Below are 23,027 nucleotides of genomic sequence, written 5' to 3'. Positions count from 1 at the left end.
TTCATCCGGTCATCTTGGCCTAGTCATCTTGGTTCGATGAACCGCCGCGGATCCGCCTGGCGGCAGCCCTGACCGGACAGCGCCTTCACCAGTTCGCCAATTGATTCAAGATTGTGCACGGCCCGGAATTCGTCAACATGCGGCAGCATCGCCCGCACACCGCGCGCGCGCGCTTCGAAGCCGTCGAAGCGCAGCAGCGGGTTGAGCCAGATCAGCCGCCGGCAGGATCGGTGCAGGCGATCGATCTCGATTTCGAGATCGGCCACGTCGTCGCGCTCCAGGCCGTCGGTGATCAGAAGCACGATCGCACCCTGCCCGAGCACGCGCCGCGACCAGCGCTGGTTGAACTCATGCAAGGTCTCGCCGATGCGCGTGCCGCCGGACCAGTCCTTGACCGCAGCGACGCAGTCGTCGATCGCCGCGTCCGGATCGCGATTGCGCAATTGGCGCGAGACATTGGTCAGCCGGGTTCCGAAGAGGAAGGTATGCACACGCCGCCGCTCCTCGGTCAGCGCATGCAGAAAGTGCAGAAAGATGCGGGTGTACTGGCTCATCGAGCCGGAGATGTCGGCGAGCACGACGAGCGGCGGATGGACGACGCGCCGCTCCCGAAACCGCGGAAGGATCAGTTCGCCGCCAAAGCGCATGGCATCGCGCATAGTCGCGCGCGGGTCGATGCGGATCTGACGCTTCGAGGAGCGGAAGCGCCGCGTGACGACGCGGTCCATCGGCAACGTCAGGGCCGAGAGCGCGCGCTTGGCCTCGGCAAGCTCGGCGGCGTTCATCTGCGCGAAATCGGCACGGCGCAGAAGCTCGCGACCGGAAACCGTGAAACGGGCATCGACTTCGATCTCCGGCTCGTCGCGTGGCGGTCGATCCGCCTCGTGCCCGGAAACCAGCGCGTCGCTGACGCGGGTTTCGCCTGCACGGCGCTGCTGCCGTTCGCTCTCGCGTTCCGGCGCCAGCGGCGACATCATCGCGATCATTTTTTCGACCAGCCCGCGCGACCGCCAGAACAGGCGAAACGCCTCGTCGAAGACCGGTTGGTCTTCGTGACGCTTGACGAAGACGCATTGCAGCGCGGCGTAGAACGCGTCCCGTCCGCCGATCCCGATCAACGCCACCGCATCGATGGCATCAGCGATGGCGCCTGGCCCGATCTTGATGCCGGCGCGCCGGAGTGCGCGCGCGAAGAAGACGATGTTGTCGGCAAGCCGTCCGTCGCCTGCCGCGATTGGCGGGGGAACATCGTTCCTGTGCTGCTCCCGCGCCTCCGTCATCAGTTTGCCGCCAGCAATTCCGCCTTGACCTCGGAGAGCAGCTTTCGCCCCTCTGCCCCCTCTATCCTGGCGATGTCGTCCTGGTATTTCAGCAGCGTTCCGAGCGTGTCGGCAATCGTCTCCGGATCGAGCGCCAGCCGGTCAAGCTCCGTCAGCGCCGTTGCCCAGTCGATGGTTTCCGCAACGCCCGGGTTCTTGAAGAGGTCGATCGTGCGCAGCCGCTGCACATAGGCGATGACTTCGCGTGACAGGGTGGCGTTGCAGCCGGGAACCTTGCGGCGAATGATCTCCAGTTCCTGCGCTGCCTTCGGATAATCGACCCAATGATAGAGGCAGCGGCGCTTGAGTGCGTCATGGATCTCGCGGGTGCGATTGGTGGTGATGATGACGACAGGCGGTTCGTCCGCCCGGATCGTACCAAGTTCCGGAATTGTCACCTGGAAATCGGACAAAACTTCCAGCAGGAACGCCTCGAAGGCTTCATCTGTCCGGTCGAGCTCGTCGATCAGGAAAACGGGCGCACGCCCTCCGTTCGACGAAATCGCCTGCAGAACCGGGCGGCGGATCAGGAAACGTTCGGAGAAGATGTCGCTTTCGACCCGCTTGCGATCGACCTTGCCGGATGCTTCCGACAGGCGGATTTCGAGCATCTGCGCTGGATAGTTCCATTCGTAGACGGCCGAGGCGACGTCGAGACCTTCATAGCATTGCAGCCGGATCAGCGGCCGGTCGAGCGCCTTGGCCAAAACCTTGGCGATCTCGGTCTTGCCGACGCCGGCTTCGCCCTCAAGAAAAAGCGGGCGCTTCATCCTGAGCGCAAGAAACAGCACGGTCGCCAGCGCCGTGCCGGCGAGATAATCATGCGCCTCCAGCAGTGCCATCGTCTCTTCGATGGACTGTGGCAGGCCCGTTGCCGCCTGTGTCGCCATGTCTCCTCCACCACGGCCCGAATCGATCGCTGGAAGCTGGAAGGGGATAAAATCCACCGGCGAGCTCAACGACTTAGAGCGATCTTCTCATGTTTCTATGACCAGTCGATCGCTCAGTAAAAAACTTATAGCGAGTGGTATCCGCGGTCCACATAAATGAGCGGCGGGCGGGACGACCCGATCGAGACGTCGACGACTTCGCCAAAGAGCACCAGATGCGTGGCGATCGTCTTCACCTCGACCAAACGGCAATCGAAAGCGGCGGTGGCGTTGACGAGGATCGGCGCACCGGTCGTAAGCCGCGTCCACTGTCCGAGCGCAAAGCGCAGATCCATGTCGAGCTGGTCGCGGCCGGAGAAGCCATGGGCCAGCGCCCGGTGTTCGTCGCCGAGCAGGTTGAGCGCAAAGCTGTCGCTGCGGGTGAAGATCTCGTTGCGCGGATTGGCGCCGTTCAGGCAGACGAGCACCGTCGGCGGGCTATCGGAAACCGAGCAGGCCGCAGTCACGGTGACGCCGCGCCGCTCGTTGCCGTCAGCGGCGGTAATGATCTGCACGTGACCGGCCAGGCGGCTCATCGCGTCGCGATAACTGATAGGGTCCAGCCGGGTCTTCTCCAACACATCTTTCTCCGGGCGATGTCAGGCACATACATAGACGCTGTCGGAAAATATGAAACCCGCCGGAGGGAGATTCTTGCACATCTGCGACGTGGCCGTGACGCAGATTGAACCTTCTTCACCAGGAGCGACATCTTTTCCTTTGACGCCGCGGGGCACTTCCTTAAAACATGCGGCAACGACCGTGCCTCGCGTCAGACGCGAGCGGCAACGGAAGAGGAAGCTGTGGTGGCTCGCCGTAGGATTTTGCCCCGGATCGGTTCGGACGGGAAAGCTTGCGGCGGCGGAGTAAGTGAATGCGTCGATCCATTGTCACCAGCCTTATCCTTGCCGGACTGGTGCAGGCAACGCCGGCTTGGGCGGCCGGTATCAAGGTGGCGGTCGTGGCGCCGGTGGAAGGTCCGTTCGCGCCGCTCGGCAAGCAGATTATCGACGGCGCAGGCTTCAAGGCCGGTGATCGCGGCAGCGAGATCGTCGTCATTCCCGAGACCTGCGATACCGCCGGCAACGAGGCGCTGACCAAGGCATTGCTTGCGGCAGGTGCCGAAGCCGCCGTCGGCTTTCTCTGCACCGAAAGCCTGGATGCCACGCTTCCGGCCCTGACCGAAGCGGGCTTGCCGGCAATCACCCTCAGCGTGCGCTCCGATATCCTGATGGAAGACGCGCTCAAGAACAAATGGCCGCTCTTCCGCCTTGCGCCGAGCGGCAATGCCGAGGCCGTGGCCATCGTCGATGCCATCGTCAACCGCTGGAAGGACAAGCCCATCGCGCTCGTCGACGACGGTACGATCCACAGCCGGGAGCTGGTCGAGGCGGTGCGCGCAGCGCTTGCCGAAATCGGCATGACACCAGTCTTCAGCGACACCTACCGGCCGGCGCAAGAGCAGCAGATCAACCTGGTGCGGCGCCTGGTGAAAAGCGGCGCAACCCACGTCTTTACCGGCGGCGACCGGCAGGATACCGCAGTGATCGCCCGTGATGCCCTTGGCGAAGGCGCGAACCTCACCTTGCTTGGCGGCGACGCCTTGAACGCGGCCGATCTCACGGTTCCGCTTGCCGATGGCGTGCTCGCAGTAACGCTGCCGGATGCGGCGCAATCGCCGGAAGGCAAGCCCTTTGCCGACGAAATGCGCGCCGGCGGCATCGAGCCGGAAGGTTATGTGATGCCGGCCTTCGCGGTGATGGCGTTGCTGGAGGAAGCCAAGGATAGGGCAGCACAGGAAGACAAGTCACTGACCGAAGCGATCGCCGGCAAGGGGCCCTACCCGACCGTTCTCGGCCTCACCGCCTTTAACGCTGCGCACGAGCGCGCCGACAATCCCTACCGTTTGATGCAGTGGCAAGGCGACCATTTCGTGCCTGCGGCCGCTGAAGGAGCCACGCCATGATGCGTCCTGGGCCGCTGAACCTGATCACCGATGTCAAAGGTCTGACGGTCGGTAACGCCGAGGACCATCGTCTGAAATCGGGTGTCACCGCTGTTGTCTGCGACCCGCCGGCAACGGCCGCCGTCCAGGTTCTGGGTGGTGCGCCGGGTACCCGGGAAACCGACCTTCTCGACCCGCACAACACGGTGCAGACGGTCGATGCACTCGTTCTTTCCGGCGGTTCGGCATTCGGGCTTGACGCTGCGTCCGGTGCGCAGGCCGCCCTCAGGGAAATGGGCCGCGGCTTCGCTGTCGGCCCGCACCGGATCCCGATCGTCCCGACGGCGATCCTCTTCGACCTCATCAACGGTGGCGACAAGGATTGGGGCCGCTTTCCGCCTTACCGCGAACTCGGCTTCGAGGCAGTCGGTCGGGCTGGCGCGACATTTTCGACCGGTTCGGCAGGCGCTGGCACCGGTGCGCTGACCGCGGGCCTGAAGGGTGGGCTCGGTTCGGCGTCGACCGTCCTGCCGAACGGCATCACCATCGGCGCGCTTGTCGCCGTCAATGCGCTCGGATCCGCCACCGTCGGCGACACCGGGCATTTCTGGTCCGCGCCCTTCGAGATGGATGACGAGTTCGGCGGGCTTGGCCTGCCCCACCCGATGCCGGCCAACGCGGCCGACATCCGCATCAAGTTCCGCGACCGCCAGGCGGCCGTCGCCAACACGACGATCGCGGTGATCGCGACGGATGCGGTGCTGACGAAGGCCGAAGCCAAGCGCCTCGCGATTGCCGCCCATGACGGCTTTGCCCGCGGGCTCTGGCCGGCGCACACGCCGCTCGACGGCGACCTGATCTTCGCGCTTGCGACCGGCGCCAGCGGCAAGACGCCGACAACAGAGGATTTCATCGATCTCGGCGCGGTTGCCGCCTCGACCATGGCGCGCGCGATCGCCCGCGGGGTCCACGACGCGACGCCGGCGGAAAACGATCTCATGCCCTGCTGGTCGCAGCGTCGCTGACGCAGCTTTGATTGCAGGCATGTTGTTTGCGGGGCTCGGCGGTGCTATTCCCGCGGAAAACACGCTGGAGTGCGCCATGACCCACCCTATCCGCATTGCCCCGTCGATCCTGGCGGCCGATTTCTCCAAGCTCGGCCAGGAGGTTCGCGATGTCGTCGATGCCGGCGCGGACTGGATCCATCTCGATGTCATGGACGGTCATTTCGTGCCGAACATCACCTTCGGCCCCGATGTCATCAAGTCGTTGCGCCGCTACACCGATGCGACGTTCGACTGCCACCTGATGATTTCGCCGGCCGACCCGTTTCTCGAAGCCTTCGCCAAGGCCGGCTGCGATATCCTGACGGTGCATGCCGAGGCCGGTCCGCACCTGCACCGCTCGCTGCAGACGGTCCGTTCGCTCGGCAAGAAGGCGGGCGTGTCGCTCAATCCGGCAACGCCCGAAAGCGCGATCGAATACGTGCTCGATCAGCTGGACCTGATCCTCGTCATGACCGTCAATCCGGGCTTCGGCGGGCAGAAGTTCATCGGCGCGACTGCAGAAAAGATCCGTCGTATCAAGGCGATGATCGGCGATCGGCCGATCGAGATCGAAGTCGATGGCGGCATTGCGCCTGAAACGGCAGCCATTGCCACCGGCGCTGGCGCCAATGTTCTCGTTGCCGGCTCGGCGATCTTCAAAGGCGGCTCGGTCGAGGCCTATCGCTCAGCGATCGAAGCGATCCGTGCGCCGGCCGAGAAGGCCTATCGATGACAGCACGCGCGGCCATTTCCGGTCTTTGTTGCCTGGCTGCGGCCGCCGCCGCATCGCCGGCTCTTGCTGGCGACTATGCCGCACTGCAGCCGATCGGCTTCTCGGCCGACGGCAATGTCTTTGCCTTCGAGGAATATGGCGTCCAGGACGGCTCCGGCTTTCCCTATTCGACCATCTATGTGATCGACACGCGCAATGACAGCTTCCTGCCGGGCGCGCCGGTGCGGGCTGTCAGCCGCGAAGACGGCAGCCCGCTGTCGAAGGCGCGCCATGAAGCCCGGCGTCGGGCAGCCCCCTTGATCGATGCCTATCGCCTGGCCGATGCGCCCGGGCTGCTCGCGGCCTTCAACCCGATCACGGAAGCCAACGGCAAGCCGCTCTCGCTGACCTACGATGCCTTTGCAGCCGATCAAGCTTTCCGCGAGACCTATACGGTTACGCTCGAGGAAAAGACCTTCGAGCCGGACGGCATCTGCAAGGACTTCCTGAAGGAAACCAAGGGTTTCCGTCTGTCGATGACGATGAAGGCGGGCGCGCCGGCAAGCGACGTGCTTCAGGATGACAGCCGCATACCGGAAAGCCGCCGTTGCCCCACCGGCTATCAGGTCGGCGGCGCCATCACCCACCGCAACGACGACGGTTCGGAAACCCACGTGATCATGGTGCTCGTCAAGTCGCTCGGCTTTGAAGGCACGACGGACGGGCGCTGGATCGCGATCCCGACGCGGATCGCCAAATGAACGAGGCGGCCGCCAGCGTCGAAGCGAAAGCGGGGCGTGCGGCGGCCGGTGCCCGGAAACGGACCCGCCTCGCCCGGTCCGTGCCGAGCCTTCCGCTATTGCTCTTCGGCGCGCCCGTGTGGAGCGCGTCGATGACGCTGTCGGCGTGGTTTGCGCTGTGGCTGCGGGAACGGGACGCGACCTTCCATCTGGCCGAACTGCTCTGGGTCTTCGGGGCCGGCGCTATGCTCGCCTGGCCGCCGGCGCTGTTTCTCGCCCGCTTCGCCGCGATCGGACGCCGCGTGGAAACGCGTTTCGCGGCCTATCTCTTCTTCCTCTCGCTCGGCACGATCGGGATGACGGCACTGCTTTTCGCGCTCGACTACCGCGAATTCTATGCACAGTGGCACGCCCCGATCGGAACCACGACCTGGCTCTTCCAGTTCGCCTTTACGACGCTGATCGCCTTCTACCAGTTTCTGGTCATGGGCCTTCGCCTCTTTTTGCCCGTCGGCGGTGTTATACTGTTCGCCGTCTGCCTGTGGCTGGCAAGCGCTCGCCATGAGCAACGGCGTTGAGCTTCGCGGCTATCTTTGCTAGAGGCACGGCCATCCCTCCACTGACGACGAAAGCTTAAGCCCATGATCCCCCGTTACTCCCGACCGGAAATGGTGGCCATCTGGTCGCCGGAAACGAAATTCCGCATCTGGTTCGAGATCGAGGCCCACGCCTGCGATGCGCTTGCCGAAATCGGCGTGATCCCGAAGGATGCCGCGCGCACGATCTGGGAAAAGGGTGGCGCTGCCACTTTCGACGTCGCTCGCATCGACGAAATCGAGGCCGTCACCAAGCATGACGTGATTGCGTTCCTGACGCATCTTGCCGAATTCGTCGGCCCCGACAGCCGCTTCATCCACCAGGGCATGACCTCGTCCGACGTGCTGGACACCTGCTTCAACGTGCAGCTGGTGCGCGCGACCGACCTGCTTCTCGCCGATCTCGACAAGCTGCTCGAAGCCCTGAAGCGCCGCGCCTTCGAGCACAAGGACACGGTGACGATCGGCCGTTCGCACGGCATCCACGCCGAGCCGACCACCTTCGGCGTCAAGCTGGCGCTCGCCTATGCCGAGTTCGACCGTTGCAAGCAGCGCCTGCTGGCCGCACGCGAAGAAGTCGCCACCTGCGCGATCTCGGGCGCCGTCGGCACGTTCGCCAACATCGACCCGCGCGTTGAAGAACATGTCGCCGAGGCACTTGGCCTGAAGCCGGAACCGGTTTCGACCCAGGTCATCCCGCGCGACCGTCACGCCATGTACTTCGCAACCCTCGGCGTCATCGCCTCGTCGATCGAGCGCCTGGCGACGGAAGTCCGTCACCTGCAGCGCACCGAAGTGCTCGAAGCGGAGGAGTATTTCTCGCCGGGCCAGAAGGGCTCGTCGGCCATGCCGCATAAGCGTAACCCGGTCCTGACCGAAAACCTCACGGGCCTTGCCCGCATGGTTCGCGCCTTCTCCATTCCCGCCATGGAAAACGTTGCGCTCTGGCATGAGCGCGACATCTCGCACTCCTCGGTCGAGCGCATGATCGGCCCGGATGCGACAGTGACGCTGGACTTCGCGCTCGCTCGTCTGACCAGCGTCATCGACAAGCTGCTCGTCTACCCCGAGAACATGATCAACAACATGAACAAGTTCCGCGGGCTCGTGCATTCGCAGCGCGTGCTTTTGGCACTGACGCAGGCGGGCGTGTCGCGTGAGGATGCCTATCGCCTCGTGCAGCGCAACGCCATGAAGGTCTGGGAACAGGGCAAGGACTTCCTCGAGGAACTGCTGGCCGACGCGGAAGTCCGTGCGGCGCTTTCCGAAGAAGACATCCGCGAGAAGTTTGATCTCGGCTACCACACCAAGCACGTCGACACGATCTTCAAGCGCGTCTTCGGCTAAGTTCCGCGCTGAGCGGACGGCCGTAGGCCTTTGGTTTTGTTGCCATGCCCGCATTTGGAGCACATCGCTCGAATGCGGGCATTTGCGTTAGCAGGAAATTCACGCATTGCGTGCAAAGCTCAGGGTCTGTCAATCCAGGTTCTGAGGATCGCATGGCCTACAAAGACAGTGTCGAGCGGGCGACGCAGCGCACGCAAACGAAAATTACAGGTACGGTGACCGTCAAATCCGGCTCCAGCAGCGGCATCGTCAAGGATCTTTCAGCCGAGGGCATCTGCTTTCAGCTGCTCTTCGACATCGGCGCCAAGACGGGGCAGGAAGTGACGATCAGAAGCGAGGAGCTCGGCTTCCTGACCGGCATGGTCCGCTGGTATCGCGGCGACAAGATCGGCATCAAGCTCAACCTGTCGTCCAACACGGCGGCGCAGATCTCATCCTATTACAAGCATTTTCGCTAGGCCGGGCATTTCGGCAAACACGCCACAAGCGCCGCACGTCGATCGACATGCGGCGCTTTTTCCGTTGAGCGGTTATCCTGCCTTCGGTTGTCAGCGATCAGTGTGACCGCGCGCGCGGACCGGGTTCCACCATCTTGCGATAGAGGTGCCAGGTGGCGTGTCCGAAGATCGGCATGATGACGGCGAGGCCGACGAAGACCGGGATCGAGCCGATGACTAGGCCGGCGGCGATGATGAAACCCCAGACGGCGACGGGCACCGGGTTGACGAGCGTTGCGCGAATGGACGTCTCGACCGCCGATACGGCGCCGACGTCCCGATCGATCAGCAACGGGAACGACACGACGGATGTCGACAGAACGATGACGGCGAAGACGAAGCCAACGGCGTTGCCGACGAGGATCAGGTTCCAGCCCTGTTCAGTGCCGACGATGCCGTTCCAGAAGGCCGCGATCGAATCCGGTGGTTCCGCCCCGAAGATCTGCACATAGAGCGCCTGGGCGACCAGCAGCCAGATGATGAAGACAACGAACAGCATGGCGGCGACGGCCATGATCGACGGCAGCGCCGGAGAGCGGTGCAGGCGAAGCGCGTGTGGCCAGGAGTAGTCCATGCCGAGTTCTCGCCGTCGGCTGATCTCGTAAAGGCCGATCGCAGCGACCGGGCCGATCAGCGCGAAGCCGGAGACAAGAGGATAAAGCAGCGGCAGCATGTTGGCGCCGGCGCTCCAGGTGATCAGAACGACACCGGCTATCGGGTAGATCAGGCAAAGAAAGACGTAGTGCGATGGTTTCTCGCGAAAATCGTCAAAGCCCAAGCGTAAGGCGTCGAATACATCCGCGACGCCAATCTTTTTTATTCCGGGATGGGCGACACTCGCGTCCGCTCCCGACAAGACATGGAATGTTGTCATGGCTCACACTCCTCAACGAACCAGAGCGGCCACGGAACAGAGTTACGGCGAACCAAGCCGCACCATCCGCGACCGTCCGTTCGATTATACAGAAAATGCGACGCCTGTCGCCTGCCGCCTCTCGCCACGTTAAGCAGCCGCCTGGAACGCGAAACATCGGGGCCGTCAGCCAGGCTCCCATGGGCGTCGTCTGGGCCGTGATGAACGGGTTGGGCCACAGGCCTTGACTTCCGCGCCTTTCAGCGCCACATCGCGGCCACCATGAAAGTTTCCGACGCCCATATCCTCATCGTTCCAGGCTACACCAACTCCGGACCGGAGCACTGGCAGACGCGCTGGGAGCGCAAGATGTCGACCGCACGCCGCGTCGAGCAGGCGGAATGGGCAAAGCCTGTCCGCGACGATTGGGTGGCGCGCATGGTCGACGAGGTCAATGCGTCGGAAAAGCCTGTTGTCATCGTCGCCCATTCGCTGGGCGTTGCGACGGCCATCCACGCCCTGCCCCATTTCAAGAAGCCGATTGCCGGTGCTTTCCTGGTGGCGCCGCCGGATGTTGCCAACCCGGCGATCCGTCCGAAGCATCTGATGACCTTCGGCCCCTATCCGCGCGATCCGCTTCCCTTCCCGTCCTTGATGGTCGCCAGCCGCAACGATCCCTTCGGTTCCTACGAACATGCGGACGACATCGCCAACGCCTGGGGTTCGCTGCTCGTCGATGCGGGTGAATCCGGTCACATCAACACCGAGTCCGGCCATGGGCCGTGGCCGGAGGGCACGATGGTGTTTGCCCAGTTCCTGAGCCGGCTTAAACCCTGACGCGCCGCGGCCACCTGTTGCGGCCATATTAATCCGACGTTCATTGTCCGCGGTCATCATCGCCGACACGATGCGACTCGTCTCATGATGGTGCCGAGCGCTGTCGAACCTTGATCTGCGCCCGCATTGACCGGATCCTTTGGTTTGGTCGTCCGGCCGCAGATACTGGACATGGGAAGTGGCCGTAAACGAACGTCTCACCAAAGGTGCGCAAAACGCACCGGCGCATCCGGATGCTCTGACGCAGGCCACCCTGGAACGGTTGCCGGCAAGCGCCGTCATTGTCGATGCGCACGGACGGATCCTGGCTGCCAACGCCCGCGCCTGCGACGTGTTCGGCCGCACGCTTTCACAGTTGCGACACGCCTTTCTGAGCGACTTCGTGGCGGACGAGGATCGGCCGCGCGTGCCGCCGCGCGCAACGTCGGCGGTCGCCGAGACGATCCATTTCCTCGGCCCAAGCCGCTCAGCGCCGATGCTCGTTGCCTGTTCGCCGGTGCGGTTTGGCGATGAAGCCGCCTCGCTGCTGCTGATGTTGCCGGCCGACGATTTCGTCAACGAGATCGCCGGATTGCGCAACGACGAGACCCGCTGGAAATACGCCCTCGACGGCGCGCTTGAGGGCGTATGGGATCACGACTTCGAAACCGGAGACCTGTTTTATTCGGCCACCTGGAGGCGGCTTCGCGGCCTGCCCGAAGATGCCCAGGTCGACGGTACGCTCGAAAACTGGATCCAGAACGTTCACCCCGACGACCATGCGCATGTGCGGGCGGCGATCGAGCGGCAGGATTCCGGCGAAGCGATCTTCAACACCTTCGAGTATCGGGAGCGCCACGCCGACGGTCACTGGATCTGGATCGAAAGCCGCGGCGCCTCCGTTGCCTACTGGCCGGACGGCAGGCCGAGCCGCATCATCGGGACGGATACCGACATCACCGCCCGCAAGGAGGCCGAGGCGCGGCTAGAAGAAGTCTCCCGCCGCCTGAGGCTGGCGCTCGGCGTGTCGAAGATCGGCGTGTTCGATTTCAATCTCGATGCGCTGCGCGACGACTGGGACGAGCGCATGTTCGAGATCTATGGTCTCGACCCTGCTGATGGCGCGCCGACCTCGGAGGCCTGGGAAAACTGCCTGCACCCTGACGACCGCGACGCCGTCATTGCCAGAACCAATGAAGGCATCGCCTCGGGAAAGCCCTACGCCAACGCCTTCCGCATCGTGCGCCCGGACGGGTCCGTCCGTCACATCCGTTCCAATGCCGCGACCTATGTCGATCATCTCGGCACACGCAAGCTCATCGGCGCCAACTGGGACGTCACGGAAGACATTGCGCTGCAGGAGGAGTTGCGCCAGGCGAAGGCATCGGCCGAAGCGCGCAACCGTGAACTCGAGCAGGCCCGGATCCGGATCGAGTACAACGCGCTGCACGATTACCTGACCGACCTGCCCAACCGTCGCTACCTGGATCAGATGCTGACGGAGAATGTCGCCGTCAACGCGATCCTGCATATCGATCTCGACCGCTTCAAGCAGATCAACGACACACTCGGCCACCAGGCCGGCGACGCCATGCTGACGCATGCGGCCGCGATCCTGCGCGCGCACGCCCGCCACGACGACTTCATCGCCCGCATCGGCGGTGACGAGTTCGTCATCCTCTGCCGCCGCGACCGCGACCTGCCGCAACTGACCGAGCTTGCCGAGCGCATCGTCCATGCCTTCCGCCGCCCCATCCCCTATGACGGCCAGCTCTGCCGCCTGGGTGCAAGCATCGGCATCGCGTTCAGGGGCGGCGAAGACTTCGACGCCAAACAGCTGCTGATGAATGCCGACATCGCCCTCTATCGGGCAAAGAGCGTCGGGCGTGATCGCGTCGAGGTGTTTTCAGAGCTCATTCAAACTCAGATCCTCAACGCCAAGCGTATCGGTGACGACATTCGCCAGGCGATCGAGGAAGGGCAGTTCACGGTCTACTACCAGCCGCAGTTCCACGCGCGCTCGCTGGAGATATCCGGCGTCGAGGCACTGGTGCGGTGGAACCACCCGGAGCGCGGCATTCTCGCCCCCTTCCATTTCCTGAAAGTGGCCGAGGAGATCAACGTCCTGCCGGCGATCGACAGGAAGGTGGTCGAGCTCGCCTATCGCGACTTTCAGTTCTGGCAGAAGGAAGGGCTCGGGGTTCCCAAGATCTCGGTCAACATGTCGTCGCCGCGGCTGCGCGATCCCGGGTTGATCGCCGATCTGCGCGACATGCGGATCCCGCCGGGCATCCTTTCTTTCGAGCTGCTCGAGTCGATCTTCCTCGACGATCCGGAAGACGAAATCGCCGAGACCATTTCGGCGCTCGGCGACCTCGGCATCGAAATCGAAATCGACGATTTCGGCACCGGCCATGCCTCGATCATCGGCTTGCTCAACCTCAATCCGGCCCGGCTCAAGATCGACAGGGCGCTCGTCGGCCCGATGACCGAAAGCGCCAAGCAGGCAAAGCTGGTGCGGGCGATCATCGACATCGGTCACTCGCTCAACATCGCTGTCGTGGGTGAAGGTGTGGAGACCTGGGAGCACGCGGCGATGCTGCGGGATCTCGGCTGCGACGTGCTGCAGGGCTACGCGCTTGCGCGGCCGATGGACCGGCTGGAGCTGGAGCAGCGCTTGCGCCGCGGGTGGAAGCCGGTGTTCGGCGGTCCGGACAAATAAAAACCGCCCGGCCAGAAGGACGGGCGGCGCTTCAATGGATCTGGCAACAGCCTTTCGGCTTACTTGCTCTGCAGCTGCTGGACGGCTTCGCCGAGCAGTTCGAGCATCCGCACGCGGATCTGCTCTTCGCTCTGGGCAACGCCTGCCGCGTCGAAATCCGCCTTGATCTTGCGAACGACATCTTCATGGCCGGCTTCTTCGAAATCGGCAGCCACCACTTCGCTGGCATAGGCGTCGGCGTCGGCCTTGCCGAGCAGGCCGGCGGCCCACAGACCGAGCAGCTTGTTGCGACGCGCTTCAGCCTTGAACCTCAGCTCTTCGTCCATCGCAAACTTTGCTTCGAAGGCCTTTTCGCGATCCTGCATCGACGTCATCAATCAATCTCCCTGAGAATTCCATGTCTGAAATCAGTTTATCGCCATAAATCAAAACGCGGGTCAAACTGCAATGCGAAGTTTTTCGGATCGATGACTTTCGTGTTACCTTTGAAGGGTTTCCTCGGTCGCGTTCTATCCCGGAAAGCATCGCGGCATCCGGTGCGTCGAGGAGGACACGCAGTGCCCCATGCAAATCAGGGGACTGGAACATAGGCCGATTGTGAAATCGGTTCTTTTCAGCTATGGACCGCGAGAGATACTCCACGTGCGCGCCCCAAGAGCGCCAGTAAACACAGAGACAAATCCATGAATCGTCGCCGCCGTATCTACGAGGGCAAGGCCAAGATCCTCTATGAGGGTCCCGAGCCGGGCACGCTGATCCAGTTCTTCAAGGACGACGCGACCGCCTTCAACAAGAAAAAGCACGACGTCATCGACGGCAAGGGTGTGCTGAACAACCGGATTTCCGAGTATATCTTCACGCACCTCAACAAGATCGGCATCCCCACGCACTTCATCCGCCGCCTCAACATGCGCGAGCAGTTGATCAAGGAAGTCGAGATCATCCCGCTTGAGATCGTCGTGCGCAACGTCGCCGCCGGCTCGCTGGCCAAGCGTCTCGGCATCGAGGAAGGCACGGTCCTCCCCCGTTCGATAATCGAATTCTACTACAAGGCCGATGCGCTCGAAGACCCGATGGTCTCCGAAGAGCACATCACGGCGTTCGGCTGGGCAAGCCCGCAGGAACTCGACGACGTCATGGCGCTCGCCATCCGCATCAACGACTTCCTTACGGGCCTGTTCCTCGGCGTCGGCATCCAGCTCGTCGATTTCAAGATCGAGTGCGGTCGCCTGTTCGAAGGCGACATGATGCGCATCGTCCTTGCTGACGAGATCTCGCCGGACAGCTGCCGTCTCTGGGACATCGAGACCCGCGAGAAGCTCGACAAGGACCGTTTCCGCCGCGACCTCGGCGGCCTCGTCGAGGCCTACCAGGAAGTCGCCCGCCGTCTCGGCATCATGAATGAGAACGAACCCGTGCGCGGCACCGGTCCGGTTCTCGTGAAGTAACTTCGGGGAAAATCAAAGTGATCAAGGCACGTGTAACCGTGACGCTGAAGAACGGCGTTCTCGATCCGCAGGGCAAGGCAATCGAAGGCGCGCTCGGTGCGCTCGGCTTCGACGGCATCGGCCAGGTTCGCCAGGGCAAGGTCTTCGACCTGCAGATCGAATCCGCAGACAAGGCCAAGGCCGAGGAAGACCTCAAGGCCATGTGCGAAAAGCTGCTCGCCAACACTGTGATCGAGAACTACAGCATCTCCTTCGCCTGATCCTACAGGCGAAGAAGGCGTTCCGCGTCTTCGGGCGCGGAACCAGACGTTACGAAATGCCGGAGCAGCCGCTGGTCCCATGGGAAACGCCGCTGCCATCGTCGCAGCAGATGCCTGGCTCGTCCGAGTGCGGCATCAAGATTGATCTTGCCGTATCGGAGACAGAGATATGAAGTCAGCCGTCGTCCAGCTTCCGGGCCTCAACCGCGACCGCGACATGATCGCGGCCCTCACCAAGATCTCCGGCAAGGCGCCTGTCACCGTCTGGCAGACCGAAACCGATATTCCGGATGTCGATCTGATCGTCATTCCCGGCGGCTTCTCCTATGGCGATTACCTGCGCTGCGGCGCGATCGCAGCGCGCATGCCGGTCATGCAGGCGATCAAGGCCAAGGCGGAAAAGGGCGTCAAGGTTCTCGGCGTCTGCAACGGCTTCCAGATCCTCGTCGAGGCGGGGCTCCTGCCCGGCGCGCTGATGCGCAATGCCTCGCTGAAATTCGTCTGCCGCGAGATCAAGCTCGAAGTTGTCAACGCCGACACCGACTTCACCCGCGCCTACTCCAAGGGCCAGATCATCCGGTCGCCGGTCGCCCACCACGACGGCAACTACTTCGCCGATGCCGAGACGTTGAAGACGATCGAAGGCAATGGCCAGGTGGTCTTCCGTTATGCTGAAGGCACCAACCCGAACGGTTCGATGAACGATATCGCCGGCGTCATGAACGCTGAAGGTAACGTGCTCGGCATGATGCCGCATCCGGAAAACCTGATCGAAGCAGCCCACGGCGGTTCCGACGGTCGCGGCCTGTTTGCGTCTGCCCTCGAAGTAATCGCCGCTTAACCATCCGGCTGGTAGAAGGCATTCGACCCATCCCCATTTGCGAGCGAGACCGTCGATGCCTTCATTTGCCCCTGCACGCCTGACCGGCCTTGCCTGCACGGCCTTCGGTCTTGTGCTTCTGGCCTCGTGCCAGTCGCCGAAGCCGCCGGCACCAAGCCCGAACACGGCGGCGCTGCCGACCATGGAACGCGTGGCTCTCGGTGCCAACAGCTGCTGGTTCAAGTCGGGTGACGCCGAATTCAAGTCCTATCGCCTTGCGCCCGAGCTCAACTCATTCTCCGGCCGTCCGCGCATCCTGATTGTCCCGCGCAAATCGCCGGAGGCACGCCCCCTCGCCGTCGTTCAGGCCGAGGGCAATCCGGCCCGCCTGCAGGCCTTCGGGCCGCTGATGAGCGAACCGACGGGAACGCGCATGGCCGCCGACATCAAGCGCTGGGCCGCTGGCGGACAGGGCTGCAAATAGCCCAAGTTGAACGTATCGAATTGATCCAAGGGCCGGTTGACCTCAAGGTTGCCGGTCCTTTTGCATTTCGGACAGTCGTTCCGATCCGATCGGTCAGCGCCAGAACGGGACAGACGATTCCTGGCGCGCATCCTTCTCGCAAACGCCGATATCCTTGAGCTGCCACTCACTCAATTCCCCGAGCGCCAGCCGGCCGCGCCGCTTTGCAGCCAGCGTGCAATAGAGGCTCCAAAGACGCTTCAGCAGGCTTTCGCGCTCGTCCGAATAGTCGCCACCCAGCAATGCTCCGGTGCAGCCTGCGGACTTCGCCTCCGAGCGGGACAAACAAATTGTATCTATTGTACTCATTGATAACCCCAATGCAGCGATTGCTATCGTTGTATCGGTGATAATTGACATATTTCACGCTGTAATCTAAAGAATTGTCACTATGACAAATTGGCTCCCAGACATTCAGCAAGGTCATGGCCCGCTCTACGCGCGCATCGCCGACCAGATCGAACAGGCAATTGGCAACGGCGCCCTGCCCGTCGGCGCCAAATTGCCACCGCAACGCAACCTCGCCTACGATATCGGGGTGACAATCGGCACGATCGGGCGCGCTTACAATATCGTCCGCGAGCGCGGGCTGGTGAGTGGCGAGGTCGGACGCGGCACCTATGTGCTCGACCATCCCGAAAGCCGGCCGCCGGAGCAATCGGATCCGCTGACGACGTCGCTTGCCGGCACCCGCCCCCTGGTCGCGCCCATCGGCAAGCTCAGGTTCGACAGCACAGCGGCGCCGGACATCGGCCAGGGAACGGTGCTGAGCGAAGTGTTGGGTGAGATCAGCCACGAGCATCACGCCGATATCGCCAGCTACGCGCGGAACTTCCCGGATCATTGGTTCGAAGCCGGGTGCCAATGGCTGGCGCGCGGCGGGTTTCGCCCCAAGCCTGAGAACATCGTTCCGACGCTCGGCGCCCATGCGGCCGTCGTGGCGGTGATCGCGGCGGTGACCGCCCCTGGCGATCGCATCGCCTTCGAGACCCTCACCTATTCGCAGGTCAGCCGCAGCGCCGGCCTGATCGGTCGCCGCACGACGCTGGTCGAATCCGACGCCTTCGGCATGATCCCCGACGACTTCGAGCGCGTCTGTGCGCAGCAGCATCCCAAGCTCGCCTTCCTGATGCCGAGCGCGCAGAACCCGACGGTGGCCGTCATGCCGCTCGCCCGCCGCCAGGCGATCGCCGATATCGCCCGCAAATACGGTGTCTGGCTGGTCGAGGATGATCTCTATGGCGCCATGACCGGCGACCAGACGCCGCTGCTCGCCGAGCTTGCGCCCGAACGCACCTTCCTCGTCGGCGGTCTTTCGAAGTCCGTTGCCGCAGGTGTTCGCGGTGGCTGGGTCGCCTGCCCTCCGCATTTCGGCCAGCGCATCCGCATCGCCCACAAGATGGTCAGCGGCGGCCTGCCGTTCATCCTTGCGGAACTGTGTGCGCGCCTGGTGCTCTCCGGCTCGGCTGCGGCCTTGCGCAGCCAGGGCATCGAGGAGGTTCGCGCCCGCGAGGCCATGGCGCGCGAAGTCTTCGAGGGCATCGAGTTCGCCTCGCATCCCTGCATTCCGTTCCTCTGGATGAAGCTGCCGGACCCCTGGCTGTCCGGCACCTTCAAGCAAGCGGCGCTGCAGGAAGGCGTGCTCGTGGACGACGAGGACGAGTTCAAGGCCGGTCGCACCGATCGCGTCTTCCATCGGATCCGCATCGGCTTCTCCTCGCCACCGCAGCGCGCCGAAGTCAGGGCTGGCTTCCAGACGCTGAAGCGGCTGCTCGACAGTGGCCGAGCCGGCTACGACAGTTTCGAGTGACGATCGAAATCCGCGGGGTGACTTTCGCGCAAGCTTACGCAAGATACTATTTTAGCAGTATCGCGTAGATGATTCGCGCCTAAGGATTTCGCATGCCGCTACCGTTTCGCCCGGTCTCGTCCCGGCTGATCGCACCCCTCCTTTTGGTCACGACCACGTCCGTCATCGCCGCGCCGGCGCTGGCTCAGGACGGCGTCTTCGACGAAATGCGCTTCGGCGTGACGACATCGATCGCCAGCGGCGGCAAGCAGGAAGACGGCGTGTTTCCGTCGTTCACGCTCTACTTCGATCCGTTCAATGCGGATGGCGCGGCAGATTTCGGCGAGAAGCTGTTGCGGCCGCGTGTCTATACCGGTGCAGCCGTGGCCACGGCGTCGAACGGCGTCAACCAGGCCTATGCCGGCTTGAGCTGGACCTTCGACATGACGCAGCGCCTCTTCGTGGAGTTCGGCGCGGGCGGCACGGTTCACGACGGCGATCTCGACGATCCCAACGGTTCCGGTCCGCAACTCGGCTGCCGCTTCCTCTTCCGTGAATACGCCGCTGCCGGCGTGCGCCTCGACGAACACTGGAACGTGTCGGCGACCGTGGAGCATGCGTCGCATGCCAATCTCTGCGACGGTCCCAACAACGGCCTGACACGGGCCGGCCTCGCCCTCGGTTACAAATTCTAGGCGGCGTCCTGTCGTAGCCTCGCCAATGTTGCATGCGGGTGTCAACCACAGTTGGTCGCCCGCATCTTTCGTGGTGGCTGCGTGCAAGTCCTTCCGCACCTGCTCCGCGCCGCGATCAATATCCGCGCTCGCAGCTTTAGGCGGCCGATGGCCGACCCGATTTGAAACCGAAAGCATCAGCCCACCTGTCGCCCCAGGCTGCGAGTTCCGCGCCCGCGGCAAGCGTCGCTAACAGCGTGGTCTTCAGCCTGCTGCCGTCAAAATTGTTCGGCTTTGTCGGATCCTTGGCGACCTCGAGCAACTCCTTCATTGCGGCGGTCGCTTCGTCCTGGGCTGCGGTATGACGTGCCCACAGGGCGCCACGGGTACTGTTCCCATTGATGTCTTCAATGTTGAGTATGTTTGATGAACCGTTCGAGTAGCGGAAGCCGATGACGATCTCGTCATTCGTGAACTTTTCGCGGTTCCCCTTGATGAATTTCAACAGGGCATTCGTGATCGCATTTTCATCCGCGATGCCCGGGCGCTTCACCTTTTCCGCCTTCACCAGGTCCGCAAAGCGACTGCCATCCTGGCCAATGAGCGACTTCAACGTGTCCTTTACGCCGGGATCGCTCGACTTGAAGCCGTCGGAATCGAGGAATTTCAGCGCATCCGAGACGATGTCGTCATTGGCCTGCTTGATGTCCAGGAGGCCGCTGGTGATCTGAGATGCGGCTTGCGTCTTCACCGGGCTGTCACCGCCTGCCACCTTGTAGATGATCGCCGCAATCGCATCGATTGCGTTCGTCTGGCCGCCGGTTTCGGGTGCCGGCGCTTGCGCCCGCTGCAGGATCAGCAGGGCTGCGCTGTTCGTGGCGCCAATGGATGTCATGCGCGTTCCTCATCCCTCCGCCGCTGCATCATCCGCGGGAAAGTACGTCAGTTCGGGCTTCATGCGCGAATCGGTGGCTGCAATGCGTGAATACAACCGTAGGGCGCACTTCTTAACAATGCGCGAAGATTGTTCGCAGGCACAATCAATGCGCGAAAGTTCTTTCTTGGTTTCGGCCGTAAGATCGACGCGCCGGTCCACAGGGTGCCGCGAGCTTCGGAGGCTCTCCGCAAAGCAACATAAGCGGGTCAACCGCTGTTGATCGCCCGTATTTTTCTGTCGCGCCGCGCCGCAGCATAGGTTAAAGAAGCCGCAAAGCGCCCCCTGTTTCTGTTGCGGTTCGCACGCGCCATATTCCTCGCTAGTGGATTGCGCGCCGCCCGAAGGATTTGACGGTCGACGATGACGATTTCCAACACCCGCCCCATCACCCCGGACCTCATCGCATCGCACGGGCTGAAGCCCGATGAATATGAGCGCATTCTCGGCCTGATCGGACGCGAGCCGACCTTTACCGAACTTGGCATCTTCTCGGCGATGTGGAACGAACACTGCTCCTACAAGTCCTCGAAGAAGTGGCTGCGCACGCTGCCGACCAAGGGTCCGCGCGTCATCCAGGGGCCGGGCGAAAATGCCGGCGTTGTCGACATCGATGACGGCGATTGCGTCGTCTTCAAGATGGAGAGCCACAACCACCCGTCCTACATCGAGCCCTACCAGGGCGCGGCAACGGGCGTTGGCGGTATCCTGCGCGACGTCTTCACCATGGGCGCCCGTCCGGTCGCTGCCATGAACGCGCTGCGCTTCGGCGCGCCTGATCATCCGAAGACCCGCCACCTCGTTTCCGGCGTCGTTGCCGGCGTCGGCGGCTACGGCAACTCCTTCGGCGTGCCGACCGTCGGCGGCGAAGTCGAGTTTGATGCCCGCTACAACGGCAACATTCTGGTCAACGCCTTTGCAGCCGGCCTCGCCAAGAGCGATGCCATCTTCTACTCCAAGGCCGAAGGCGTGGGCCTCCCGGTCGTCTATCTCGGCGCCAAGACGGGCCGTGACGGCGTCGGCGGCGCGACCATGGCGTCTGCCGAGTTCGACGAGTCGATCGAAGAGAAGCGCCCGACCGTTCAGGTCGGCGACCCCTTCACCGAAAAGTGCCTGCTCGAAGCCTGCCTCGAGCTGATGACGACCGGCGCGGTCATCGCCATCCAGGACATGGGTGCGGCTGGCCTCACCTGCTCTGCGGTCGAAATGGGCGCCAAGGGCGACCTCGGCATCGAGCTCGACCTCGACACCGTTCCGGTGCGCGAAGAGCGCATGACCGCTTACGAAATGATGCTGTCGGAGAGCCAGGAGCGTATGCTCATGGTGCTGGAGCCCGCCAAGGAAGAGGTCGCCAAGGCGATCTTCGTCAAGTGGGGCCTCGATTTCGCCATCGTCGGCAAGACCACCGATGACCTGCGCTTCCGTATCCTGCACCAGGGCGAAGAAGTCGCGAACCTGCCGATCAAGGAACTGGGCGACGAAGCCCCGGAATATGATCGTCCCTGGACCCCGGCCAAGACCGCGGCACCGCTCGCAACCAACGACATTCCGGCAGCCGACGTCGCCGACGCGCTCGTCAAGCTCGTCGGTTCGGCCAACAACTCGTCGCGCCGTTGGGTCTACGAGCAGTACGACACGCTGATCCAGGGCAACTCACTGCAGCTGCCGGGCGGCGACGCCGGCGTCGTGCGCGTCGAAGGCCACGCCTCCAAGGCGCTCGCTTTCTCGTCCGACGTGACGCCGCGCTATGTCGAAGCCGATCCTTACGAAGGCGGCAAGCAGGCGGTCGCCGAGTGCTGGCGCAACCTGACGGCAACCGGATCGCTGCCGCTCGCAGCCACCGACAACCTCAACTTCGGCAACCCGGAACGTCCTGAAATCATGAGCCAGCTGGTTCATGCCATCAAGGGCATCGGCGAGGCCTGCACCGCGCTCGACTTCCCGATCGTGTCCGGCAACGTCTCGCTCTACAACGAGACCAACGGCCAGGCGATCCTGCCGACACCGACGATCGGCGGCGTTGGCCTGATCAAGGACTGGTCGAAGATGGCGCGCATCCGCTTTGCCGCTGAAGGCGAAACGATTCTCGTCGCCGGCGCCCCTGCCGGTCTCGGCTCGCACATCGCCCAGTCTGTCTACATGCGCGACATCCACGGCCGCACCGACGGCCCGGCACCGCATGTCGACCTCGCGCACGAGCGCAAGGTTGGCGACTTCGTCCGCGGCCTGATTGTCGACGGTCTCGTCACCGCCGTGCACGATTGCTCGTCGGGCGGCCTGGCGCTTGCCGTTGCCGAAATGGCGATGGCTTCAGGCATCGGCGCCTCGGTCGACGCCGTGGCCGGCCATGATCCGATCACCACCTTCTACGGCGAAGACCAGGGCCGCTACGTCGTGACGGTTGCCGCCGGTGCGCTCGATGCGGTTGCCGCCCGTGCGAAGGCTGCCGGCGTCTCGCTTCCCGTCATCGGCAAGACCGGCGGCGACGCCGTCAAGCTTGGCGATGCCAAGGCCGTGTCGGTTGCGGATCTCCGCGCCGCCCATGAAGGCTGGTTCCCGGACTTCATGCAGGGCGACGTCGCGCCTGAAAACTAAGGGATCGAGGACGGGAGCTGCGGTTTCTGCGGCTCCCATATCTCCTTTGCGGTGCCTGCTTGCAGGCGCTGCCGGGAGCGATCATTTGATCGTGTTCACGCTGGCAACAGCCCTGCCTCACCCAATTCAGCAATTGCGTTCCGCCCCTGAATCGTGGTTCCCTTATTTCATGGACAACGTCGGCAGGTTGCTGACGTTGCAGAATAAAAAGGGAGTTGGCGTATCATGCCCATGACACCAGGCGACATCGAAGACATGATCAAGGCAGGGATTCCCGGAGCCAAGGTCACGATCCGCGATCTGGCCGGTGACGGCGACCACTATGCCGCCGAAGTCGTGGCCGAGGCGTTTCGTGGCAAGAGCCGCGTGCAGCAGCACCAGATGGTCTACAACGCACTGAAGGGCAATATGGGCGGCGTGCTGCATGCCCTTGCACTTCAGACGAGCGCGCCGGAGTAAGCT

Annotated in this window: 23 protein-coding genes and 1 pseudogene; 17 read left to right on the top strand and 7 right to left on the bottom strand. The window is 63.2% G+C overall.

Annotated elements, in window-relative coordinates:
* Nucleotides 1–23 precede the first annotated feature (23 nt).
* From M2267_RS09695 to M2267_RS09685, 3 genes and pseudogenes are all read right to left on the bottom strand, one after another.
* Complete coding sequence (locus M2267_RS09695; protein WP_429114257.1) at nt 24–1,280, bottom strand: vWA domain-containing protein; 1,257 nt, start codon at nt 1,278–1,280, stop codon at nt 24–26.
* Complete coding sequence (locus tag M2267_RS09690; protein WP_043614478.1) at nt 1,280–2,209, bottom strand: AAA family ATPase; 930 nt, start codon at nt 2,207–2,209, stop codon at nt 1,280–1,282. Before M2267_RS09690 ends, M2267_RS09695 begins: the two co-directional genes overlap by 1 nt.
* A 125-nt stretch (nt 2,210–2,334) precedes the next feature.
* A pseudogene (locus M2267_RS09685) lies at nt 2,335–2,861 on the bottom strand (flavin reductase family protein).
* A gap of 261 nt (nt 2,862–3,122) precedes the next feature.
* Between M2267_RS09685 and M2267_RS09680 the strand changes: the two are divergent.
* The 7 genes from M2267_RS09680 to M2267_RS09650 all read left to right on the top strand — a co-directional run bounded on the left by M2267_RS09680 (nt 3,123) and on the right by M2267_RS09650 (nt 9,092).
* Nucleotides 3,123–4,214, top strand: coding sequence for a branched-chain amino acid ABC transporter substrate-binding protein (locus M2267_RS09680; protein ID WP_429114255.1), 1,092 nt, complete (start codon nt 3,123–3,125; stop codon nt 4,212–4,214).
* Nucleotides 4,211–5,218: a P1 family peptidase gene (locus tag M2267_RS09675; protein WP_429114252.1), complete on the top strand. Its 1,008-nt coding sequence runs from the start codon at nt 4,211–4,213 to the stop codon at nt 5,216–5,218. Before M2267_RS09680 ends, M2267_RS09675 begins: the two co-directional genes overlap by 4 nt.
* 76 nt (nt 5,219–5,294) lie before the next feature.
* On the top strand, nt 5,295–5,972 hold the full coding sequence (rpe, locus tag M2267_RS09670) for a ribulose-phosphate 3-epimerase (protein ID WP_429114251.1): 678 nt from the start codon (nt 5,295–5,297) through the stop codon (nt 5,970–5,972).
* On the top strand, nt 5,969–6,712 hold the full coding sequence (locus M2267_RS09665; protein WP_429114250.1) for a DUF2259 domain-containing protein: 744 nt from the start codon (nt 5,969–5,971) through the stop codon (nt 6,710–6,712). The genes rpe and M2267_RS09665 overlap by 4 nt, the downstream gene beginning before the upstream one ends.
* Complete coding sequence (locus M2267_RS09660; protein WP_429114248.1) at nt 6,709–7,269, top strand: hypothetical protein; 561 nt, start codon at nt 6,709–6,711, stop codon at nt 7,267–7,269. The genes M2267_RS09665 and M2267_RS09660 overlap by 4 nt, the downstream gene beginning before the upstream one ends.
* Before the next feature lie 63 nt (nt 7,270–7,332).
* On the top strand, nt 7,333–8,634 hold the full coding sequence (purB, locus tag M2267_RS09655; protein ID WP_060585098.1) for an adenylosuccinate lyase: 1,302 nt from the start codon (nt 7,333–7,335) through the stop codon (nt 8,632–8,634).
* Between the two features lie 152 nt (nt 8,635–8,786).
* Nucleotides 8,787–9,092: a PilZ domain-containing protein gene (locus M2267_RS09650; protein ID WP_034794416.1), complete on the top strand. Its 306-nt coding sequence runs from the start codon at nt 8,787–8,789 to the stop codon at nt 9,090–9,092.
* A 97-nt stretch (nt 9,093–9,189) separates the two neighbouring features.
* Here the strand turns inward: M2267_RS09650 and M2267_RS09645 are convergent, their stop codons facing one another.
* Nucleotides 9,190–10,005 (bottom strand): DUF2189 domain-containing protein, encoded by an 816-nt coding sequence (locus M2267_RS09645; RefSeq protein WP_043614499.1) that lies wholly within the window; start codon nt 10,003–10,005, stop codon nt 9,190–9,192.
* Between the two features lie 261 nt (nt 10,006–10,266).
* Between M2267_RS09645 and M2267_RS09640 the strand changes: the two genes are divergently transcribed.
* Nucleotides 10,267–10,821, top strand: coding sequence for an RBBP9/YdeN family alpha/beta hydrolase (locus tag M2267_RS09640; RefSeq protein ID WP_043614501.1), 555 nt, complete (start codon nt 10,267–10,269; stop codon nt 10,819–10,821).
* A gap of 178 nt (nt 10,822–10,999) precedes the next feature.
* The gene (locus tag M2267_RS09635) at nt 11,000–13,522 is read left to right on the top strand and encodes a sensor domain-containing protein (protein ID WP_429114243.1); all 2,523 of its coding nucleotides are present in this window, start codon (nt 11,000–11,002) and stop codon (nt 13,520–13,522) included.
* Nucleotides 13,523–13,581: 59 nt separating this feature from the next.
* On the opposite strand, the gene M2267_RS09630 is transcribed toward M2267_RS09635, so the two are convergent.
* Nucleotides 13,582–13,896 carry a DUF1476 domain-containing protein gene (locus M2267_RS09630; protein WP_043614504.1) on the bottom strand — a complete coding sequence of 105 codons (315 nt, stop codon included), beginning with the start codon at nt 13,894–13,896 and terminating at the stop codon, nt 13,582–13,584.
* A gap of 309 nt (nt 13,897–14,205) precedes the next feature.
* On the opposite strand from M2267_RS09630, the gene purC reads away from it, so the two are divergent.
* The 4 genes from purC (at nt 14,206) to M2267_RS09610 (ending at nt 16,534) form a co-directional block, all read left to right on the top strand.
* Complete coding sequence (purC, locus tag M2267_RS09625) at nt 14,206–14,970, top strand: phosphoribosylaminoimidazolesuccinocarboxamide synthase (RefSeq protein WP_043614507.1); 765 nt, start codon at nt 14,206–14,208, stop codon at nt 14,968–14,970.
* Nucleotides 14,971–14,987: 17 nt separating this feature from the next.
* Nucleotides 14,988–15,230, top strand: a complete 243-nt coding sequence (gene purS, locus M2267_RS09620; RefSeq protein ID WP_034794427.1) for a phosphoribosylformylglycinamidine synthase subunit PurS — start codon at nt 14,988–14,990, stop codon at nt 15,228–15,230.
* A 169-nt stretch (nt 15,231–15,399) separates the two neighbouring features.
* The gene (gene purQ / locus M2267_RS09615; protein WP_043614510.1) at nt 15,400–16,071 is read left to right on the top strand and encodes a phosphoribosylformylglycinamidine synthase subunit PurQ; all 672 of its coding nucleotides are present in this window, start codon (nt 15,400–15,402) and stop codon (nt 16,069–16,071) included.
* Between the two features lie 55 nt (nt 16,072–16,126).
* A complete protein-coding gene (locus M2267_RS09610; RefSeq protein WP_043614513.1) occupies nt 16,127–16,534 on the top strand; it encodes a hypothetical protein in 408 nt (135 codons plus the stop codon).
* Between the two features lie 93 nt (nt 16,535–16,627).
* Here M2267_RS09610 and M2267_RS09605 read toward each other — a convergent pair whose 3' ends face one another.
* Nucleotides 16,628–16,858: a DUF1127 domain-containing protein gene (locus tag M2267_RS09605; protein ID WP_429114240.1), complete on the bottom strand. Its 231-nt coding sequence runs from the start codon at nt 16,856–16,858 to the stop codon at nt 16,628–16,630.
* Nucleotides 16,859–16,964: 106 nt separating this feature from the next.
* Here M2267_RS09605 and M2267_RS09600 point away from each other — a divergent pair, with 106 nt between their 5' ends.
* Together M2267_RS09600 and M2267_RS09595 are read left to right on the top strand one after the other, a co-directional pair.
* Nucleotides 16,965–18,383 (top strand): PLP-dependent aminotransferase family protein, encoded by a 1,419-nt coding sequence (locus M2267_RS09600; RefSeq protein ID WP_429114239.1) that lies wholly within the window; start codon nt 16,965–16,967, stop codon nt 18,381–18,383.
* A gap of 92 nt (nt 18,384–18,475) precedes the next feature.
* Entirely contained in the window at nt 18,476–19,057 is a 582-nt protein-coding gene (locus M2267_RS09595) for an acyloxyacyl hydrolase (RefSeq protein ID WP_429114237.1), read from the top strand.
* Nucleotides 19,058–19,193: 136 nt separating this feature from the next.
* Here the strand turns inward: M2267_RS09595 and M2267_RS09590 are convergent, their stop codons facing one another.
* Nucleotides 19,194–19,931, bottom strand: a complete 738-nt coding sequence (locus M2267_RS09590) for a hypothetical protein (RefSeq protein WP_429114236.1) — start codon at nt 19,929–19,931, stop codon at nt 19,194–19,196.
* A 402-nt stretch (nt 19,932–20,333) separates the two neighbouring features.
* On the opposite strand from M2267_RS09590, the gene purL reads away from it, so the two are divergent.
* On the top strand, nt 20,334–22,565 hold the full coding sequence (gene purL, locus M2267_RS09585; RefSeq protein ID WP_429114234.1) for a phosphoribosylformylglycinamidine synthase subunit PurL: 2,232 nt from the start codon (nt 20,334–20,336) through the stop codon (nt 22,563–22,565).
* A gap of 225 nt (nt 22,566–22,790) precedes the next feature.
* A complete protein-coding gene (locus tag M2267_RS09580; RefSeq protein ID WP_034794447.1) occupies nt 22,791–23,024 on the top strand; it encodes a BolA family protein in 234 nt (77 codons plus the stop codon).
* Nucleotides 23,025–23,027 lie beyond the last annotated feature (3 nt).

It is taken from the genome of Ensifer sp. KUDG1, assembly GCF_050434285.1.
Lineage (GTDB): Bacteria > Pseudomonadota > Alphaproteobacteria > Rhizobiales > Rhizobiaceae > Ensifer.
This window is presented reverse-complemented; position numbering and strand designations above follow the sequence as displayed.

Bases quoted from the DNA above. Each gene is read 5' to 3' on its own strand.
- M2267_RS09650 (WP_034794416.1), top strand. From the start codon at position 8,787: ATGGCCTACAAAGACAGTGTCGAGCGGGCGACGCAGCGCACGCAAACG.
- purL (WP_429114234.1), top strand. From the start codon at position 20,334: ATGACGATTTCCAACACCCGCCCCATCACCCCGGACCTCATCGCATCG.
- purC (WP_043614507.1), top strand. From the start codon at position 14,206: ATGAATCGTCGCCGCCGTATCTACGAGGGCAAGGCCAAGATCCTCTAT.
- M2267_RS09665 (WP_429114250.1), top strand. From the start codon at position 5,969: ATGACAGCACGCGCGGCCATTTCCGGTCTTTGTTGCCTGGCTGCGGCC.
- M2267_RS09595 (WP_429114237.1), top strand. From the start codon at position 18,476: ATGCCGCTACCGTTTCGCCCGGTCTCGTCCCGGCTGATCGCACCCCTC.
- M2267_RS09660 (WP_429114248.1), top strand. From the start codon at position 6,709: ATGAACGAGGCGGCCGCCAGCGTCGAAGCGAAAGCGGGGCGTGCGGCG.
- rpe (WP_429114251.1), top strand. From the start codon at position 5,295: ATGACCCACCCTATCCGCATTGCCCCGTCGATCCTGGCGGCCGATTTC.
- M2267_RS09590 (WP_429114236.1), bottom strand. From the start codon at position 19,931: ATGACATCCATTGGCGCCACGAACAGCGCAGCCCTGCTGATCCTGCAG.
- M2267_RS09645 (WP_043614499.1), bottom strand. From the start codon at position 10,005: ATGACAACATTCCATGTCTTGTCGGGAGCGGACGCGAGTGTCGCCCAT.
- purB (WP_060585098.1), top strand. From the start codon at position 7,333: ATGATCCCCCGTTACTCCCGACCGGAAATGGTGGCCATCTGGTCGCCG.
- M2267_RS09690 (WP_043614478.1), bottom strand. From the start codon at position 2,209: ATGGCGACACAGGCGGCAACGGGCCTGCCACAGTCCATCGAAGAGACG.
- M2267_RS09695 (WP_429114257.1), bottom strand. From the start codon at position 1,280: ATGACGGAGGCGCGGGAGCAGCACAGGAACGATGTTCCCCCGCCAATC.
- purQ (WP_043614510.1), top strand. From the start codon at position 15,400: ATGAAGTCAGCCGTCGTCCAGCTTCCGGGCCTCAACCGCGACCGCGAC.
- M2267_RS09640 (WP_043614501.1), top strand. From the start codon at position 10,267: ATGAAAGTTTCCGACGCCCATATCCTCATCGTTCCAGGCTACACCAAC.
- M2267_RS09580 (WP_034794447.1), top strand. From the start codon at position 22,791: ATGCCCATGACACCAGGCGACATCGAAGACATGATCAAGGCAGGGATT.
- M2267_RS09600 (WP_429114239.1), top strand. From the start codon at position 16,965: ATGACAAATTGGCTCCCAGACATTCAGCAAGGTCATGGCCCGCTCTAC.
- M2267_RS09610 (WP_043614513.1), top strand. From the start codon at position 16,127: ATGCCTTCATTTGCCCCTGCACGCCTGACCGGCCTTGCCTGCACGGCC.
- M2267_RS09675 (WP_429114252.1), top strand. From the start codon at position 4,211: ATGATGCGTCCTGGGCCGCTGAACCTGATCACCGATGTCAAAGGTCTG.
- M2267_RS09680 (WP_429114255.1), top strand. From the start codon at position 3,123: ATGCGTCGATCCATTGTCACCAGCCTTATCCTTGCCGGACTGGTGCAG.
- M2267_RS09630 (WP_043614504.1), bottom strand. From the start codon at position 13,896: ATGACGTCGATGCAGGATCGCGAAAAGGCCTTCGAAGCAAAGTTTGCG.